The sequence below is a fragment of the Reinekea blandensis MED297 genome (genome assembly GCF_000153185.1).
Lineage (GTDB): Bacteria > Pseudomonadota > Gammaproteobacteria > Pseudomonadales > Natronospirillaceae > Reinekea > Reinekea blandensis.
This window is the reverse complement of the sequence record NZ_CH724149.1, coordinates 93,169-110,292: the sequence shown is the minus strand read 5'-3', so window position 1 is coordinate 110,292 and position 17,124 is coordinate 93,169. Positions and strand designations below refer to the sequence as shown.

The 17,124-nt window shown below is 53.3% G+C and carries 10 protein-coding genes; 4 read left to right on the top strand and 6 right to left on the bottom strand.

All coding sequences use genetic code 11. The features are described from left to right. Window positions 1-332: 332 nt before the first annotated feature. Window positions 333-1,031: an EAL domain-containing protein gene (locus MED297_RS00615; protein ID WP_008041399.1), complete on the top strand. Its 699-nt coding sequence runs from the start codon at window positions 333-335 to the stop codon at window positions 1,029-1,031. Between the two features lie 4 nt (window positions 1,032-1,035). Here MED297_RS00615 and MED297_RS00610 read toward each other — a convergent pair whose 3' ends face one another. The 6 genes from MED297_RS00610 to MED297_RS00585 form a co-directional block, all read right to left on the bottom strand. Continuing rightward, the gene (locus tag MED297_RS00610) at window positions 1,036-2,247 is read right to left on the bottom strand and encodes a hypothetical protein (RefSeq protein WP_008041394.1); all 1,212 of its coding nucleotides are present in this window, start codon (window positions 2,245-2,247) and stop codon (window positions 1,036-1,038) included. Between the two features lie 65 nt (window positions 2,248-2,312). Then, entirely contained in the window at window positions 2,313-2,834 is a 522-nt protein-coding gene (locus tag MED297_RS00605) for a disulfide bond formation protein B (RefSeq protein ID WP_008041392.1), read from the bottom strand. Between the two features lie 152 nt (window positions 2,835-2,986). Continuing rightward, window positions 2,987-5,089, bottom strand: coding sequence for a RelA/SpoT family protein (locus tag MED297_RS00600; protein WP_008041390.1), 2,103 nt, complete (start codon window positions 5,087-5,089; stop codon window positions 2,987-2,989). Between the two features lie 216 nt (window positions 5,090-5,305). Next, window positions 5,306-5,515, bottom strand: a complete 210-nt coding sequence (rpoZ, locus tag MED297_RS00595) for a DNA-directed RNA polymerase subunit omega (RefSeq protein WP_008041389.1) — start codon at window positions 5,513-5,515, stop codon at window positions 5,306-5,308. A 98-nt stretch (window positions 5,516-5,613) separates the two neighbouring features. Further along, a complete protein-coding gene (gene gmk / locus MED297_RS00590; RefSeq protein ID WP_008041388.1) occupies window positions 5,614-6,237 on the bottom strand; it encodes a guanylate kinase in 624 nt (207 codons plus the stop codon). A 144-nt stretch (window positions 6,238-6,381) separates the two neighbouring features. Then, on the bottom strand, window positions 6,382-7,278 hold the full coding sequence (locus MED297_RS00585) for a glycerophosphodiester phosphodiesterase family protein (protein ID WP_008041387.1): 897 nt from the start codon (window positions 7,276-7,278) through the stop codon (window positions 6,382-6,384). A gap of 201 nt (window positions 7,279-7,479) precedes the next feature. On the opposite strand from MED297_RS00585, the gene MED297_RS00580 reads away from it, so the two are divergent. The 3 genes from MED297_RS00580 (at window position 7,480) to MED297_RS00570 (ending at window position 17,103) form a co-directional block, all read left to right on the top strand. Beyond that, window positions 7,480-8,853, top strand: coding sequence for an MATE family efflux transporter (locus tag MED297_RS00580; protein ID WP_154650798.1), 1,374 nt, complete (start codon window positions 7,480-7,482; stop codon window positions 8,851-8,853). 74 nt (window positions 8,854-8,927) lie between these two features. Further along, the gene (locus tag MED297_RS00575) at window positions 8,928-11,597 is read left to right on the top strand and encodes a TolB family protein (protein ID WP_008041382.1); all 2,670 of its coding nucleotides are present in this window, start codon (window positions 8,928-8,930) and stop codon (window positions 11,595-11,597) included. Window positions 11,598-11,967: 370 nt separating this feature from the next. Then, window positions 11,968-17,103: an Ig-like domain-containing domain gene (locus MED297_RS00570; protein ID WP_154650797.1), complete on the top strand. Its 5,136-nt coding sequence runs from the start codon at window positions 11,968-11,970 to the stop codon at window positions 17,101-17,103. The last annotated feature ends 21 nt before the right edge of the window (window positions 17,104-17,124 follow it).

Below are 17,124 nucleotides of genomic sequence, written 5' to 3'. Positions count from 1 at the left end.
AACAAGACATAGGGTTTCGAAACATCTTTTTGACGGCCGGCTATAAAGTTGTGCAAAAGTGTAACGCGACCTTCCATTTTGGGGTTTTACGGCTACCTTTCAGGAGTCAGTCAGGAACTTAAAGGCTGACAACCTGTGATGGGGACCACCCCAATAAGGGCGCGCGGGCTGGCTGCCGCAGTGACGCTTCGGTGCATGCGGCACCCGGCGCCCTAGCTTACACCGGCAAATCATGACTTCTGCCCAAACCCCGACTAGGCTTATAGGATATGCCCTTAACGGAATCTTAAGCTTGTATGTCTGCCCGTTGTCCCTGTCATCAAGATTTGCCTATGGCCATTGCCATGGCCTTTCAGCCCATAGTGAACTGCCGAGATCATTCCATTTTTGCCTACGAAGCGCTGGTTCGTGGCCCAAAAGGTGAGTCTGCCGGGAGTATTCTGAATCAGGTCACCGAAGGTAATAAGTACAGCTTCGATCAGGCTTGTCGCGTTGAAGCCATAAAAACCATGGCAGGTTTGGATCGATCGGCACGGCTCTCGATTAACTTCCTGCCCAATGCCATCTATAACCCGAATACCTGTATCCAGCGAACCCTGTCGGCCGCAAAACAGTATCAATACGACACCTCCAAACTGATATTTGAAGTGGTCGAGCATGAAGAACCCATTTCCCAACACAAATTGAGTGAAATCTTCACCGCTTATCGCGCCATGGGTTTCACCACCGCCATTGATGATTTCGGCGCCGGCTATTCCGGTTTGAATCAACTGTTGGACCTGAAACCGGACCTGATCAAGCTGGACCGGGCTTTGGTGGACGGCATTGATCAGAACCCGGACAAAAAGATTGTCGTCAAACATCTGGTGGCGATGCTCAAGGACATGCGTATACAGGTACTGGCAGAAGGCGTTGAACGGCGGGAAGAGTATGAACTCCTGCATCAGCTCGGTATCGATCTGATGCAGGGGTATTATTTTGCCCGGCCACTGTTGGGAGCGTTACCCGTTGTGCCGGAGAGCTGCTGGTAACCTGTTATTTGCCAATCTGAATCAAGCCACCACCGCCTAACTCAAGCTCGACGTCTTTTTCATCTTGAGCGTCAATGCGAACCGTCATCGGGATGCGTTGCGACGATTGGCCATTCCAGTGACTGACCGTCAGTTCAACGACCGCGACTTCGTCTGTTCGGTTACTGAAAGCCAACGTCCAATGTCCTTCACGGGTTTGACGACTGGTCATGGTCACCAAAGCCGACTGGCCTAATGAAATGCGCGCTTCGTTTTTCTCAGCCGGCTGATATTGGCTCTCTAATAACGCGATCTGACCATCAAACACGCCGACTTTCACCGGACCGGACAGATCAGGCAACGCCTCATCGGAACGAATCACCAAATTAGATTGCGCCCGCTGTAAACCCTGTTGCCGACTGTCCCAGTTCAGCTGGTACTGTCGCTCAACGTCAGTGAGTTCCGTCGATGACACCGGCAGCCAGACATTGGCGTTGGCCGAGAGCATGACCGGTTCATCCGACATCAGGGTTGGAACTCCCTGCGACTGACCGGCTTTGGGTGCGCTCACCATGGCATCGCTTTCCATACTGACCGATCGCGACAGCATCATCGGCCCCTGTGTGGCCGTCTGAGCGTAACTGTAACCAGCGGCCTCGTAATCGTTGTCGGAATGGTTGGTCACCACCAGCTCCTGCACCAAGGTGGACTCACCATCTATTTCCTGAAGGCGATAATGCACATCAGCACTCAGATCCGGCGTTTGCCAGGCGTAAAACAGATCCCCTTTGGTGTTCTGCGATTGCTCAACCGTCAGCGAAAGGCCCAGCTCCGCCGTTGATGTCCATTTAAGCAAATGCCACTGTGACTGTGGCCAGTATCGGACATTCCGTCCCTGTTGCAGAACCAGGTGGCTGGCGCTGACATCTTTTACCAGCCATAAGCCCGCCTCACCCTGAATCTCCACCGGATCGCCCTTGCCCGGTAATCCAAGCGGGTCTGGCTGTGACCAGACCAAACGCAGATCCGCAACATCCGATTGCCACCAAAACTGGTGCGCCTGCAACTGTTCAACCGGTAACTGAAGCTGGGTCTTTTCATTCAGTAATGAGGCGGTGCGCGACACCCAGGTTCCGTTATTGGACAAATACAGCCAGTCAGCCTCGAGCGCCTGACTCAAGGGAGTCAGTGCCGTCAACACCAGTCCCGACCATATCGATAAAGAAAACGTCTGCATTGTTTCACTCCTTTGCTGTGATTGGGCGCAGTGTGCCACCGCGCAACTGAACCGCGGCTGAAGCGTTATCCGCGACGGTTAAACCAGGGCCGAACTTGAAAAAACAGGCCGATCAACGCGACCAAAAGCAATATGACGGACCCGTATACCAGTCCTTCGCCCATGGTCAGCCCGAACACGAACCTCGGGGTATAGCCACACATGGTCCAGACTTCAAAGATCTGTGGAACCCAGACATCCAGCGCAAACCAGTCAGGGAAACCGGCATCCATACCACACTGGCCATCGTACTGACCGCGCTCGACCAGAACCGAGATCCAGGAGCGGTTGATCAGCATAATCAGTGCGCCAACAATCCCCACTTGCAGGATCACCGCGGCCAGGCGGTTTTTGCGTAAAAACAGACCAACCAAGGCCAGTACCATACCGACCAACACCCAAAAACGGGCCTGGATACAGAGCACACATGGCGGCTCGCCCAAAACGTATTGATAAAAAAGTGCGACACCCTCCAACGCCAAGCCAGTGCATACAATTGCCAGCCAATACCAGAGGGAATGAAAAAAGCGGTCGAGTTGAGCCATCATGGTTAGGAATGTCCGTCAGTTCTGAAAAAGTGGGCGTCAGACTGTCACTGAACACCCGGCACAGCGTTGACGCTCATCAAAGATAACAAGGCTGAGACTGTCGGTGCAGCACAGTAAAACGTAAAGGTGGACCGGGAGCGCCCGTTTACCGGTCAGACCCGTTCGATTTTTGCGACCGGCGGCAAGGCATGCAGACGTTTCAATACCCGGGCCAGATGTTTACGACCAGTTACCGCGACGGTCAGGTTCAGTCGCGACGTGGTTGCGTCCATGTCGTGCATCTGAATGCTTTCTATGTTGGCTTCCGCATGCGAAACGGCGTTGGCCACGCTGGCCAACACTCCACGTGCATTGCGCAGATCGACGCGCAGATCAACCAGAAACTCGCCTTCCATCGCTTTGTCCCAATGCAGATGAACACAGCGATCCGGATCGTTACGGATGTCGGCGATGTTGCGGCATTGCTCCACATGAATCACCATCCCTTTACCCTTGGACATGACGCCGACAATCGGGTCACCAGGTATCGGACGGCAACACTTCGCGTAGTTGATCAGCAGACCTTCGGTACCCTGAATGGTCAGCGAGCTGTGTTCAGAATTGACTTCCTCGGAGCGGGACAACTCCAATAATCGGCGGGCGACGATATAAACCGCTTTGTTGCCGGCACCGATCTCTTCAAACATGTGCTCGACCGAATCGAGATGCGATTCCTGGAGCACTGTTTCGATCGCTGACTCCGGTAACTCATCGAACGTGCAGTTAAAGCTTTCTAGCTGGTTGTTCAGAAGTTTTTTACCCAGCGCCATGGCATCCTGTTTTTCCATATGAGCCAGGAAGTGGCGGATATTGGATCGGGCTTTGGCCGTGAAAACGAAGTTCAGCCAGGCCGGATTCGGTCGGGCACCCGGGGCGGTAATGATTTTTATCGAATCCCCGCTGGTCAGCGGCTGCGACAGCGGCGCTAACTTACGGTTCACCAAACAGCCGACGCAGGCGTTACCGACATCGGTATGTACCGCGTAAGCAAAATCGACCGGTGTCGCCCCTTTCGGCAGTTCCATAATCTGACCTTTGGGCGTAAAGACGTAGATTTCATCCGGGAACAGATCGATTTTAACGTTTTCGATGAACTCCATGGAGTCACCGGCCCGCTCCTGCATTTCCAGCAGGTTCTTCACCCAGCGCCGGGCACGGGCGTGTGTTTGACTGCTCTGGGTTTCATCGGTTTTGTACAGCCAATGCGCGGCGATCCCGTGGTTGGCCATGTCTTCCATTTCTCGGGTGCGAATCTGGATTTCCATCGGCACACCATTGGCACCAATCAAGGTCGTGTGCAGCGATTGGTAGCCATTAATCTTGGGCACGGCAATGTAATCTTTGAAACGGTTGGGCACCGGCTTGTAGAGGTTATGCACAATGCCGAGAATCCGATAACAGGAATCTACTGAGTCGGTGATGATACGGAACGCGTAAACGTCGAGAATCTCTTTCAGCGACTTCCGTTTTTCACGCATTTTCTGATAGATCGAAAACAGATGTTTTTGCCGGCCATTGACGTTGGCGTTGATGCCTTCGTCCAACAAACGCGCCTGCAACGCGCCTTCGATATGAGCAACGGTTTCTTTGCGAGCCCCAATCTGTTTTTTAATGGCCGACTGGATACGGGAAGCGCGCAACGGGTACATGTTTTCAAACGCCAGGTTTTCCAGCTCAACCCGCATATCGTTAATCCCGAGTCGCAACGCAATGGGCGCGTAGATCTCGAGGGTTTCACGCGATTTCCGCCGCTTCTTCTCGGGCGGCATGGCCCCCATGGTGCGCATGTTGTGCAATCGGTCCGCCAGCTTAACCAGAATCACCCGGATGTCTTTGGACATGGCCAGGACCATTTTCTGGAAGTTTTCGGCTTGTTCTTCGAGCTTGGATTCAAACTCCAGATGAGTCAGCTTGGACACCCCATCTACCAGCTCGGCCACTCCTTCGCCAAACTGTTCAATAATGGCGTCTTTGGACACGGCGGTATCTTCCAGCACATCGTGCAGCATGGCCGCCATGATGCTCTGATGATCCATGTGCATTTCAGAAAGGATGTTGGCAACCGCCAACGGGTGGGTAATGTACCGTTCACCACTGCGACGCATCTGCCCTTCATGCGCCTGTTCGGCATAAAAATAGGCCCGTTTGATCCGTGCGATTTTTTCGTCGGACAGATACTCGGTTAATCGATCGGCTAGGTCGTGTACAGTCGGCAAAGTACGTTGGCCCCGTTTGGCTGACGGTTGAGTTACTCGTTAAGTGTATTCAAGTTAAGGTCGGTTAACACTATTTTCCTAGGGTCTGCTAACACTATTTATATCGGTTTTTTCTCCTGACGGATCGGCAAGCCTATCTCCGGCGACGGTCAAAAAGAAAAAGACAGGCACAAAAAAGCCGGGGCTTCCCGGCTTCTTTATGGGTCATCGAGAGATTTATTCTTCGATGTTTTCCAGAATCGACGCGTCGATTTTACCTTCAGCAATTTCACGCAGCGCGATAACGGTTGGCTTGTCGTTATCTTCCTCAACCAGGGTATCGGCACCATCGTTTGAAATCTGACGCGCACGCTTGCTGGCGACCATAATCAATTCAAATCGGTTATCAACCTTGTCCAAACAATCTTCAACTGTGACGCGTGCCATGGTGTTCTCCTGTATGCATAGCGTTGCAAGCCGGGCAATTGTACGGAAATTAGTCGGCTTGGCAAGGGGTTTAGCGGGCTGCAGGCCCAAGCAGACTGCTAGTTAAGCAGCTGCTCGATCAGCGAATCATAGCGTTGTTTCTGCTGATCAATGGTCACCCGGTTGGCCGTGAAGATCGTACACAGCTCGTCGAGCGCCTTATAAAAGTCATCATTGATGATCAGGTAGTCGAACTCTGCGTAATGCGACATCTCAGAGACCGCATCCCGCATACGGCGTTCAATCACGTCCGCACTGTCCTGCTGGCGTTTTTCCAGGCGCTCCAACAGCGCTTCTCTGGAAGGCGGCAAGATGAAGATGCTTTTACAATCCGGCATCAGTTTGCGTACCTGCTGTGCACCCTGCCAGTCGATTTCCAGAATCACGTCGTGACCGGCATCCAGCTGCCGCTGAACATAGACTTGCGACGTGCCGTAGTAGTTGTCGAACACCTGCGCATGTTCCAGAAACTCACCGCGGCCGACCATGTCCAGGAACTCGTCGGTGGTGGTGAAATGATAGTGATCACCATCGGTCTCGCCTGGACGAACCTGGCGGGTTGTGTGCGAGATAGACAAATACACAAAAGGCAGGCGCTTGATTAACGCATTCACCAAGCTGCTTTTCCCGGCCCCACTGGGCGCAGCAACAATATAGAGAGTTCCGGGTACCGTTTGAGTCATAAACCTTGTCCTGAGCAAATAATCATCATACCCACTGAAAGCGAAAACCTTTCGCTGTGCCTCGGCGCTCAGCGGGGCGCTGAATAATAGCCACCCTGCGCTCGTTGGCAATAGCTTTCAGCACCCTGTGAGCATAGACGCCCATCAGGGGCGTTGCAGGTCGATCAACCGGGCGGGCCGGTCGGTAATGATCCCATCCACCCCCAATGCGGTTAACGCCTGCATATTGGCGTCGTCATTAATCGTCCAGTAGTGCAGCAAGATCCCGGCATTGCGCGCGGCCTGCACGAATCGCGGCGTACTCAGGTCAAATCCACCGCTTTGCATGGGGATGGCAAACGCATCGATGTCATAAGGGAACAGACGCTCCATATACAGACGATGCAACACGTAGAACAGGCGAATTTCCGCTTCGGCACCATAGGTTTGGGCCTGTGGCGCTTCACGTCGAACGGCCTGCAGGGCTTCCTGATAAAAAGACGCCAGTAAGACCGAATCCCAGCGATCATACCGTTCAAGCAACGCTAATACCGCTGAGCGCAGAGTTTGACGGTCGCTTTTGAGCTCCACCACGAAGCGATGGTTGGGATAGGCCTCAAACATGTCAGCCAGTGTCATGATCTGTTCACCCTGCCCGCGAAACGGAAAGACAGCGTCTTCGGGGACGGCGGTTTTGGTCACATCGTCCAGATCGTGATACGGCCACCAATAGGCCGCGTCGAGGGTTTTCAGGTGAGCCAGTGTCATGTTCCGGATCGCGCCGTGACCATTGGTGGTCCGGTCCACCAATTCGTCATGCATCACCACGACGTGCCCATCAAGTGTCAGGTGCACATCCATTTCCAGAACATCGGCACCGGCTTCAACCGCTTCGTCATAGGCTAACCGGGTGCTGTCCGGCCATTCCAGGTTGCCACCCTGGTGAGCGATGACGTCCACCTGACCGGCGACAAACGGGCTGAGAGTCGGTACCGGCCAGAAGACCTGAGCCAGCATTAATACCACGCCGATAAACAGCAGTCCGCCTAGTGTTTTCTTCATCCCTTAAATCTCTTCATCAATTACGCGTTATCTGGCGATCCGCTCTGTCTGTATTGCCAGTGGCCGTCAGTCCTTGTCTTGGCGCCATCATAAAGGGCTTTGAACAGTCTGTTAACCGTCAACAGGAATTTGATCTACACCACTTGCCGCACCAATGAAAACGGTTACAATCCGATCCCTTTTGTCTTTGGAGGCTCGGCCATGACAACGCTCAATCAGCGTATGAACATTCGCACCATCGTCTGGCCAATCTTCATCGAGCACCTGATTCGCATGTCGCTGATGACGGTCGATGTGTTCATGCTGGCTCGCTATTCGGACGATGCCGTCGCAGCGGTCGGATTGACCGGTCATTTCATTTTCTTCCTGGTGCTGGCGTACATGATCGTCTCATCGGGCAGTGCGATCCTGATCGGCCAGCATCTCGGCGCTGACAATAATAAACAGGCTTTGGATTACGCCCATTCCGGCCTGTTCCTCTCACTGGTTGCTGGCATTGCGGTCGGAGCCCTGTTCTTTTTTGGCGCCCGTCACTTCATTGCCCTGTACGATCTGGCTCCACAAGTGGAAATCTTTGCCAATCAATACGCACTGATTGTCGGCACGTTGTCCATCGGCATGTCCATCAGCGTGGTGTTGTCGACCACACTCAGAGCTTACGGGTTCAGTCGATCACCAATGCTGATCCAGATGGCCGCCGGAGGTGTCAATGTTCTTGGCAACTACTTCGCGCTTTACCCGCCATTTGGCCTGCCTCAAGCCGGCGTCCCCGGGGTTGCAGTCGCCACGGTCTGCAGTCAGCTGTTCTCAGCCAGCCTGTGCTTCTGGATCATCAAACGTCATCGGATTGGGCTGTCTTTCCGACGCAGCCTGCGTTCCGATAAGTCCAAACTGAAAGACATTCTTAAGCTGGGACTGCCTAACGCCGGCGAAGGACTGAGCTACAACATGGCCCAGATGGCGATCATGTTTTTTGTCGCGCAACTCGGTACCGCGGCACTGGCAGCGGTTGCCATCGCGCAAACGCTGTCCCGCTTCATGTTTGTCTTTGCCATGTCCATCGGCAACGGCACTCAGATTCTGTCGTCTTACCTGGTCGGCCAAGGTCGCATTCAGGAACTGAAAAGCAAGGTCAATCGATACTGGATGGTCGGGACCACCGTCTCCTTTGCCATGGCCGCTCTGATTGCACTGTTTCGTGAACCGGTTGCGGCCTTTTTCAGCACCGACCCGGACACCCAACTGCTCATCGGCACGCTGGTTCTGGTCTCCATGCTGCTGGAACCGGGACGGGCCGTGAACCTGATTGTTATCCAGGGACTGAAAGGCTCCGGTGATGTGGTGTTCCCGGTAAAAATGGGGATTGCCTGCATGTGGGGCGTCGGTGTTCTCTTTGCCTATTTGCTGGGTATTCACTGGTCGTTTGGTGTTGCCGGAGTCTGGATCGGCGTCGCCATGGACGAATGGATTCGTGGACTGGTGATGATCGTCCGCTGGCAACGGGAAAAGTGGACCCGGATGAAACGCATCGAAAAAATACCTCCGGCCGCAGTGCTGGCCGAAACACTCGACTGAGCTCAGCGCCTCCCTTCTCTGAGTACTTTGCGTCATAATCCGTTTACACATGGATTTTGACGCAGGGACCACTCATGACCTTCCGAACCCGACTGCTGACCGGCTTTCTTTTATTGGTCAGCAGCACGCTGAGCGCTGGCAACTGGCAAGTTATCCAACACCCGCATTTTAATTTGATCTTTGATCAGTCCATTGAAGCGGAAGCGCGCCGTACGGCCAGCCGTCTGGCCGTCTATCTTGACCTACACCTGACTGAACTGCCCATTGAGCGCGGCCTGCCACCAACGGACATCGTGTTGATGACCGATGCCCATATTGCCAACGGCTTCGTGGGTATCTTTCCCTACCGCTCCATCTGGTACAACCGTCCGGCCCCCTTTGCCCAGCTGGAGTGGCTGGATGTTCTGGCTGTCCATGAAGGACGCCATATCGTGCAGTTCAATCAAAGCCGGGATTCCGCATGGGTGCGGATGGTCTCGTTTCTGTTTGGTGAGGCCGGGCAAGGAGCGTTCCTGTTGCTGCTGCCGGACTGGTATCTGGAAGGGGATGCGACCGTCAGTGAAACCACCCTGACTGAGGGTGGACGTGGGCGGGTGGCGTCGTTTGATCTGTGGTATCGCACGGATCTGCTGACCCAAGAGCCTTATGACTACGAACGAGCCATGCTCGGTACCGGGTTTGATCGGATCCCTTACATCGGCCCATACGTCCTTGGCTATTACTTCACCGGTTACTTGCGCCGAACTTATGGCGACGACCTCTTTGATGAAGCACTCGACGACATTGGGCAATGGACCGGCTGGACCTTTAACGCGGCTATTCGAGAGCGAACCGGTAAAAACCTCGACGCGCTCTACGATGACATGCTTAACGAACTGACCACTCAATGGCGTCATCAACTCACGACAGAGCTAACGACGGATGCCCCCATGTCGGAATGGAACAGTCGCTATCCGGTGTGGGCTGAAGGCGATCAGAGCGCCATGCTGACCTTAGGGCTGACGGAGCGCCCCCGATTAGTCTTTGAAACGGCCGGTCAGATCACGCGATCGATCGAAGTACCGACTCAGGTGGCTCGCCACTATCGCTCCGGTTCCAAAACCCGGGCTATTTCGGTACTCAATGAGCGCGCTTGCTGGGTATTGGAACGTGCTCATCTGAACCATCCATTTATCAGTTATGGCGACATCGAATGCGTCGAGCCCGATGACCGACGACATCGCCTAACCAACAATGACAAACTGACCAGCCTCATTCAAACCCCTGACGGTTTCAAGGCTCACCGCTTCGATGCGCAGCGGCGAAGTTCGCTGGTGCATTTCTCTGCCGACGGCACTGAACTGACCCAATGGGCATTGCCAACGCACACATTGGCGTACGACCTGTTCGCTCAAGGTGACAAGCTGTACTTTGTACTCAGTGGCTCAGACAGAGATGGCATTTACCGGCTTGACACCCGCTCAAATCAGCCACCGGCGCCTGTGGTGCTGGCGCAACAAGAAAGTCTCAGAGCTCCCACGGTGACGGATCATTGGTTGGTGTTCACCAGTGACCGGTCCGGGCGAGATCAGCTGATGGCCCAACACCGGAACACCCAGACACAATATCAGCTGACTGAAAGCCCCTTTGGTGCTTATTACCCGGTGTGGAACGCCAGTGAACAACAACTCAACTTTGCCGACTATCAGTCCGACGGCATGCAGCAACGCAGCCAAACCTTTACGGGCGATGAGCTGCCGGCGTCTCATTGGGTCTCAGTCAGCCCGATGCCTACCCGCAAGGTTTGGGTGGACGCACTGATACCAGCCACCCCTGCGCTTGCTGAACCCAGCCAATCCGATTGGGAGGTGAGCCAATATTCAATCGCCAAAAACCTATGGAACCCGTACTCCTGGGCCATTTTGGGTGATACCAGCAGTATCAGCGGCACCCTCCATTCACTCGATACCCTCAGTAAACTGGCGCTGTCGGCCAGCGCCGGATACCACTTTGAGGCGAATGACTGGTTCGGATCGTTAGCGGCCCAATACCGATTGGATTCAGGTCCGCGAATCAATGCGGGTTGGGCAAAAACCATTGATGAGACAACCCTGAACACCGGCATGTCTTTACCGATGGCAGTGCAGAACCGTCTTGGTCAGTCACAGTTCCTGTTGCAGGCAGGCGTGGAACAGCGCTTTCAGCCTGATAACGATGACACCTTCCTGAGCACTACCTTGTCAGCAGCCTACCAACACCAGCGCGCGATGCAGGCCATCGAAACGCCTTTGGGCATAGCCGAAACCATCAACACACGATTTAATCTTAACGACAACGAACTCAGTGCCTTGTCGGACACCCGCCTGGCACTGGCCGGCTGGCACAGCCGACACGCTCTGAACGCAAGACTGGGTAGCCAATGGCTGAACGACGAAACACCCCTGCTGCTCGACAGTCCTCTGTTTACGACCCCGGATGCTCAGGGTTTGACGCTCCAGGGCGATGTCGATTATCGAATCAATCTGGGGCCGGTTGGGGCAGGATTAGGTTCTCTGCTGTATTGGCGCAATACCGAAATATCTTTGAATGGTCGCGCTCAGTTGACCGACTCGACAACGGAGACGGCTGTTGGGCTCAGCTTTAGCCCGAACCTCACCTTTTTCCGTAACCCGGTCCTGACCACTTCGCCACAACTGTCGGTTTATTACTTACCAGGCGAAGAGGCATTTCAGGTTACGGCGTCGGTGCGGATTGCTAACTTTTAATCCTGAAAAAGCGGGCACTCTCATGAAACACAGGTTTTTTATTTGTGAATTTTTGCAACTGAGAATCATCCCCATATGCCAATTAATTGGCAACTTTTTACACGATTCAACTGACGCCCTTTTTACCACCTGATGTAAAAAGCACAGATAGTAAAGCACTTTAACGCTCATCCGCTGATCCGTTAAGTGTCATTCGAATGACGTTCAAAGAAACTCAGCGATACATTCAGCTCATGCATCATGCGCGAGGGTGAGGACGGCTCGCCATTGCGCAGCGCAAATTTCTATACGCTTCCTATACTTCTCGCCTTGGCGCGTCCGCTCGGTCAGCGATGTCGACGCATATGGAGATGTTTTGGAGGAAAAACGCATGAGAAAGTCAAAGTTGGCGTCGCTACTACCCATTTTGATGCTCGCAACGCCTTTGTGGTTAATGTCTTGTGAGGGCGGATCGTCTGGCGGAGACTCAACCGACGATGATGGCGGCGATACCGGCAGTACACAGAGTGCGCGTATCAGTGGGTCGGTTACGCTGTCCAGTGAAGTGGCCGGTGCGAACAAACCGTCACTGCTTATTCAAAAGTCGGCGGCATCGCAACTGCAATACAAAGTTACCGCCGACGGTCAGGTTGATGTTTTGAACAAACCCATGCTATCCAGTACCGACACCTCGGCGACCCTAATGGCAGTAGGCGACAAGCTCGCCAGTGCCTACATCTATTTGTACGACGCCGAGCATCCAGAATGGCTCGCCCCAGTGGCAATGGATCTAACCAATAGCTCAGGCGAATACGAGTTAGATGCTTATGGCTGTACCGATCAAGTTTCGGTGTCTGAATGTGCCTCTAGTGCCGCTTCGAATGACAATGCCTATGTGGACGGTGACCCGCTCCCCTTCGGTATCTATACCATGTTGGTGTATAAACCTTCGACATTTGATCCGGTTGCTGGCGTGACAACGGACCCTATCGTGGCTGTTTTACCGGCGTTTAGAGCCGAAACAGAAGAGTACGAAGTTGAAGAGGCCGAAGCGGAGGTATCGGACGCTGCGCCCAGCGTAATGACAATGTTCGGGCAGTCAAAAAATACCGACGGTACTCAAACTTGGGGATCTTCCAGTGTCATGGTCGCGGGCAATTCTGCGCTTCAAATAACCTTCGATATGGCGATGAGCCGCGGCACTATGAGTAATATTTCTGTCAGCAATGGATCAGAAGTGTCAGGCAAGTGGTCAATGTCTCCGGATTGGAAAACAGCGACCTTCACGCCAACTGCAGCACTTTCTGCGGGTGCCTATACGGTCACGGTCCCTTCCAATGTGGTGAATGTTTACGGCATTCCAATTGACTCCGGCGCAACAGGTACCTTCACTGCCGAGCCTGCTGATACTACAGCACCGACGGTGAGCATCAGCTCGCCAAGCACCACAACCAACGTCTCAGCGACCTCTCCTATTCGATTGACATCTAATGAAGTCTTAAAAACAAACAGTTTACGTGTCGACAGTACGCCAAGCATTGGTGACTACCCTTCCGTGACCTTGGTCAGTTCAGGCAGCGGGCAATATATATATGAAGTGGTGATGACTGAGGCTCTAACATTGGGGGCTCAGTACAGTATGACGTTCTCGAATGTTCAGGACGGCGCAGGTAACGCCGCTGCAAACCTGAGTACGACCTTCAGCGTCGAGAGCGCAGCATCTGCCGAGGGCGTTGATGATACAGCAACATCGGCAACGCAAGCGGCTCAAGTCGCAATTTCTGAAATATTCTCTAAATGGGTTCGTGCCGTAAACGAACGTAATACCGCAACGATTACCTCCTTAATGAGTGGTTCGTTCGTTTTTGAATATTCAGTGCAAGCCGAAGACGGCTTTATGGATCATGACATTAACCGCAATGGACGATTGAGCTTCAATGAGTTCATGAACATGATCCAAGAAGGTATGAATCATTGGGAATATTGCGATACCACCTTCGGTGGTCAGATTATTGGAAACGTTAATACGGTATCAACGGAGGCCGGTAATTTTGAATTCGAATTAACCCTTACGACCACCAATCAAAGCCAAGAGTGCTCGGAAAATAATAACGAGAGCATGTACGCGACCGTTAAGAAAATTAATGGTCTTTGGAAGTTAACGCGTATGTCTGAAGGCTTCGACCACCGTGGTACCAGCTTGGTGAGCTATGACCTAATAGAAGCCAAACTCTATGAAAATGACGACGCCAGTGCGGATGGTTTGAGCTTGGTAGCAAATCGCGATCAATTGGAGAACTACGCCGACAACGCCACACCACTGACCTTTAAGTTCGATCACATTCAAGGCAACAAGAGTTATATCTTCTTACTGGTGAACGAGCGCAATCCGGACGAACTGGGTTTCGCCTTTGCCATCGGTGCGAATCGTTTGGCCTGTGGCGATGACACCGACTGTACAGCCACGGCTGGTGATGAACTAGACCTTTCGGTGCCGGATCCGTTTGGTAATGAAGGCATGCCAAAAGGCGCCTATCCGATTTCAGACCTCTTCGACTTTGACGACGAACGCGATTGGGGCATTGGCAATCCAGGTGAAAGCTTCCTGTGGGAGGTGATTGGCATTGGTACTTACACTGCCCTTGAGCTGTATAACGGGGATGTCAGCGTGGTCGAACTGGTCCGCGATATTAAATCCGTATCAGCCGTTAAGCGCTTCAAAAACCCGGGCGATCTTGTCAACCTCGACATCGACGTTCAGGCCATCAGCTCCCTGGGAGGTGACGGTCAGCTCGGTGGTGGCGACGACGCCATGTCGCCGTTGACTTATGACATCTACAAAAATGGTTACGATGCGGGCAGTGACAGTCACGCCTACATTTCAGTCACCTCACCCGACCCGGAGGGTGACATTGTGGCCCTGTCCGGTGGCGAGGAACCATTCTTCTACATCAACAGCCCCATTGGCTTTAAAGATGTCCCGACCAGTATTACGGATAACGGCGACAACACCGCAACCCTGGAAGGTGCTTTTGAACTGTTCCAGGGCTGGAACTGGGTTGAGGTTGGCAACGGTGTGAATCGCTGGGAACAATTCCAGATTTATACCACCGGCGGCCGGGCCCCGGACATCACGGTGGACACCGTGGAAGCGTTCGACAGCACGACCGGTTCTATTGGTTTACTGACTTTGGATCAATGGAACTTTGCCGATGCTTCCAGTGATTCGCTCTCTGTATCCGAAGGCGCTGTGACTCTGGATGTTACCTGGAACATCGTCTCTGGCGATGGCGTTGGCAACACTTTTGATGTGGATGATGTGCTGGATCGACTGACCGACAGAAGCAACGGCGGTGCGGATGCCTGTGATCTACAAGCGCGTTCTCTAAATGGTTGGGTGAACTTAGAAATCTATGTTCATAATGAAAGTGGTGCCTTTGATTCGGTTCGCTACTGTGATGGAATCTCTCCGACGGGTGACATCACGATCAGCGGGGGATTGATCAGCCTGGCCGCTGATCTTCAGGTCTTCGAAGGTGATAACTGGATTAACCTGCGCTTGTCCGGTGATAACGGTGGCTCGTCCAGCTACGAAAGCCAGGCCAGCTTCGGTGTCTATACCGACGCGGGCTCAACCTATGTTGCTCCGATTTCTATCGCCACCCTGTCTACGACCGAAGGTGATCTCGATGCCATTGGTGACTGGGGACAGGGTTCTGACTGGGATGCCAGTGACGTCACCGCATCGACCAATACCGTCGATCTGGTCATCGATTTTGCCAACGCCCCATCCGCACCGATGTACCACCTCGGTGCCGACGGTATTGGTTCTGAACCGGTCGATATGACCAGTCCAGATTTGTTCACCTCTGCCACCCGAGCCGAGTTCAGCATCACACTGTACAACGGTTACAACTGGCTCAATATCGAAGATGGCGATGGCAACTGGTACAACATCAACATCTACACCGAAAACGGTGCCGAGCTACCGCGTCCTAAGTTCTCAACGGTCAATGGTGTCACCGTTGAAAGCAGCGATGATTTTGGTCAGCTTTCTGCCACAGTGGGCTCTTGCCAAGTCACGGTCGCGGGTACCGCTCCAGAGAACACCAAGCGTTTGATGGTGAACTGGGACGGAGGTGACCTCAGTAACAACTATTGGGAAGGACAAGAAATTCTGTTGCCAGCCTCCGGCGGCTTACAGAACTGGTCTGCGACTTTCCAAGTGATTAGTGGTGACAGCGCCTACAACAACATCAATGTGTTCGATGAAACCAACAACTCCGGGGCGTGGATGACGGTTGTTACCACCGCCAGTGGTTGTACTTACACCGAACCGCAGTTGAACGTATCAGGCGTGCGCCTGCCGAACGACACAGAGCTGAACTTAGGTTTTTCTGGTGTGGCTTATGGTGTCGGTTTTGACGGCGCTCCAGTGGAGTCTGCTACGTCAGTGATCGTATACGGTACAACCACCGTTCCGGGCCGAAACATCAAAGCCGACAGTCAACTTTGTGGATCAAGCGTTGCTTACAGTACGCAAGCCTCCACAACGGAAACCGCTGCAGGTTCGGGTGAGTACAGCTGGAGCCTGGAGGTTGAACTGTACGATGAAGATGGCATCGTCGGAAATGTGGATGACACCACGATTTTCGCGTTTGAACAGACTCTGTTTCTTCAGGATGGGTTTAATCAGGCTGAGGTTCGGGTGTTGTCTGACAATGGCCAGGCGATGCCCGCTCCCGCGATCAGTGTGACACGCCCGGTGTCATTAACATTAGGTTCTGAAGATTGTGGTTATGCAATGTGGGATGGCACTGCACAGGGAGTAAGCTTAACGTCGATTACTCTGACCGGATCCGTTGCCAATGTCAGTAATGATGTCGGCTCGGTTTTCTTCGGCGACAGCTGGCAGGACTTCGCGATCGATGCCAACGGTGACTTCAGTGTCGAAGTGCCACTGTACGACGGCTTTAACTACCTTGGATTTAACGTTGAACAGGCTGGTCACTTTGATGTCACCATTGAAACGGCCAATGGTATCGTTCCGCCTCAATATGTGTTTATCAACAGCTATACCGCTGGCGGCATCACGAACCCACTGTCAACAACAACCGAAGGTGTCAGCGGAACCGTCAGCATCGGCGGTGACTTTGATGACGGCGATGGCAACACGACTAACTTTGTCCCGGATTGGTTGTACGGCATGGTTCAGGTTTGCGACATCGTCTCTAACTGCACCGAACACAAGTACGATTCGGAACTGAGTGAGGTCAGTGAGTTTGGCGACCGACCAATGGCCTACGATGCCGGTGCTGGAACCTTCAGCCTGGATGTCGATATTTCGGATGCCAATGACACGGTCTATGTGGATGTCTATGGGTGCGGGGCAGATGGCTGCCATGGGCATTCTTTTACCTTCAACGACTTAGGTGATGACTCGGACGAGCAGTACTACAAACCCGGTCAGGAAACCCAGCCGGTGACGATGCGTTCACGCACGCGTCACATGCCAACGGCACCTTAGTCACGGTGAAGAAAGGGGCAG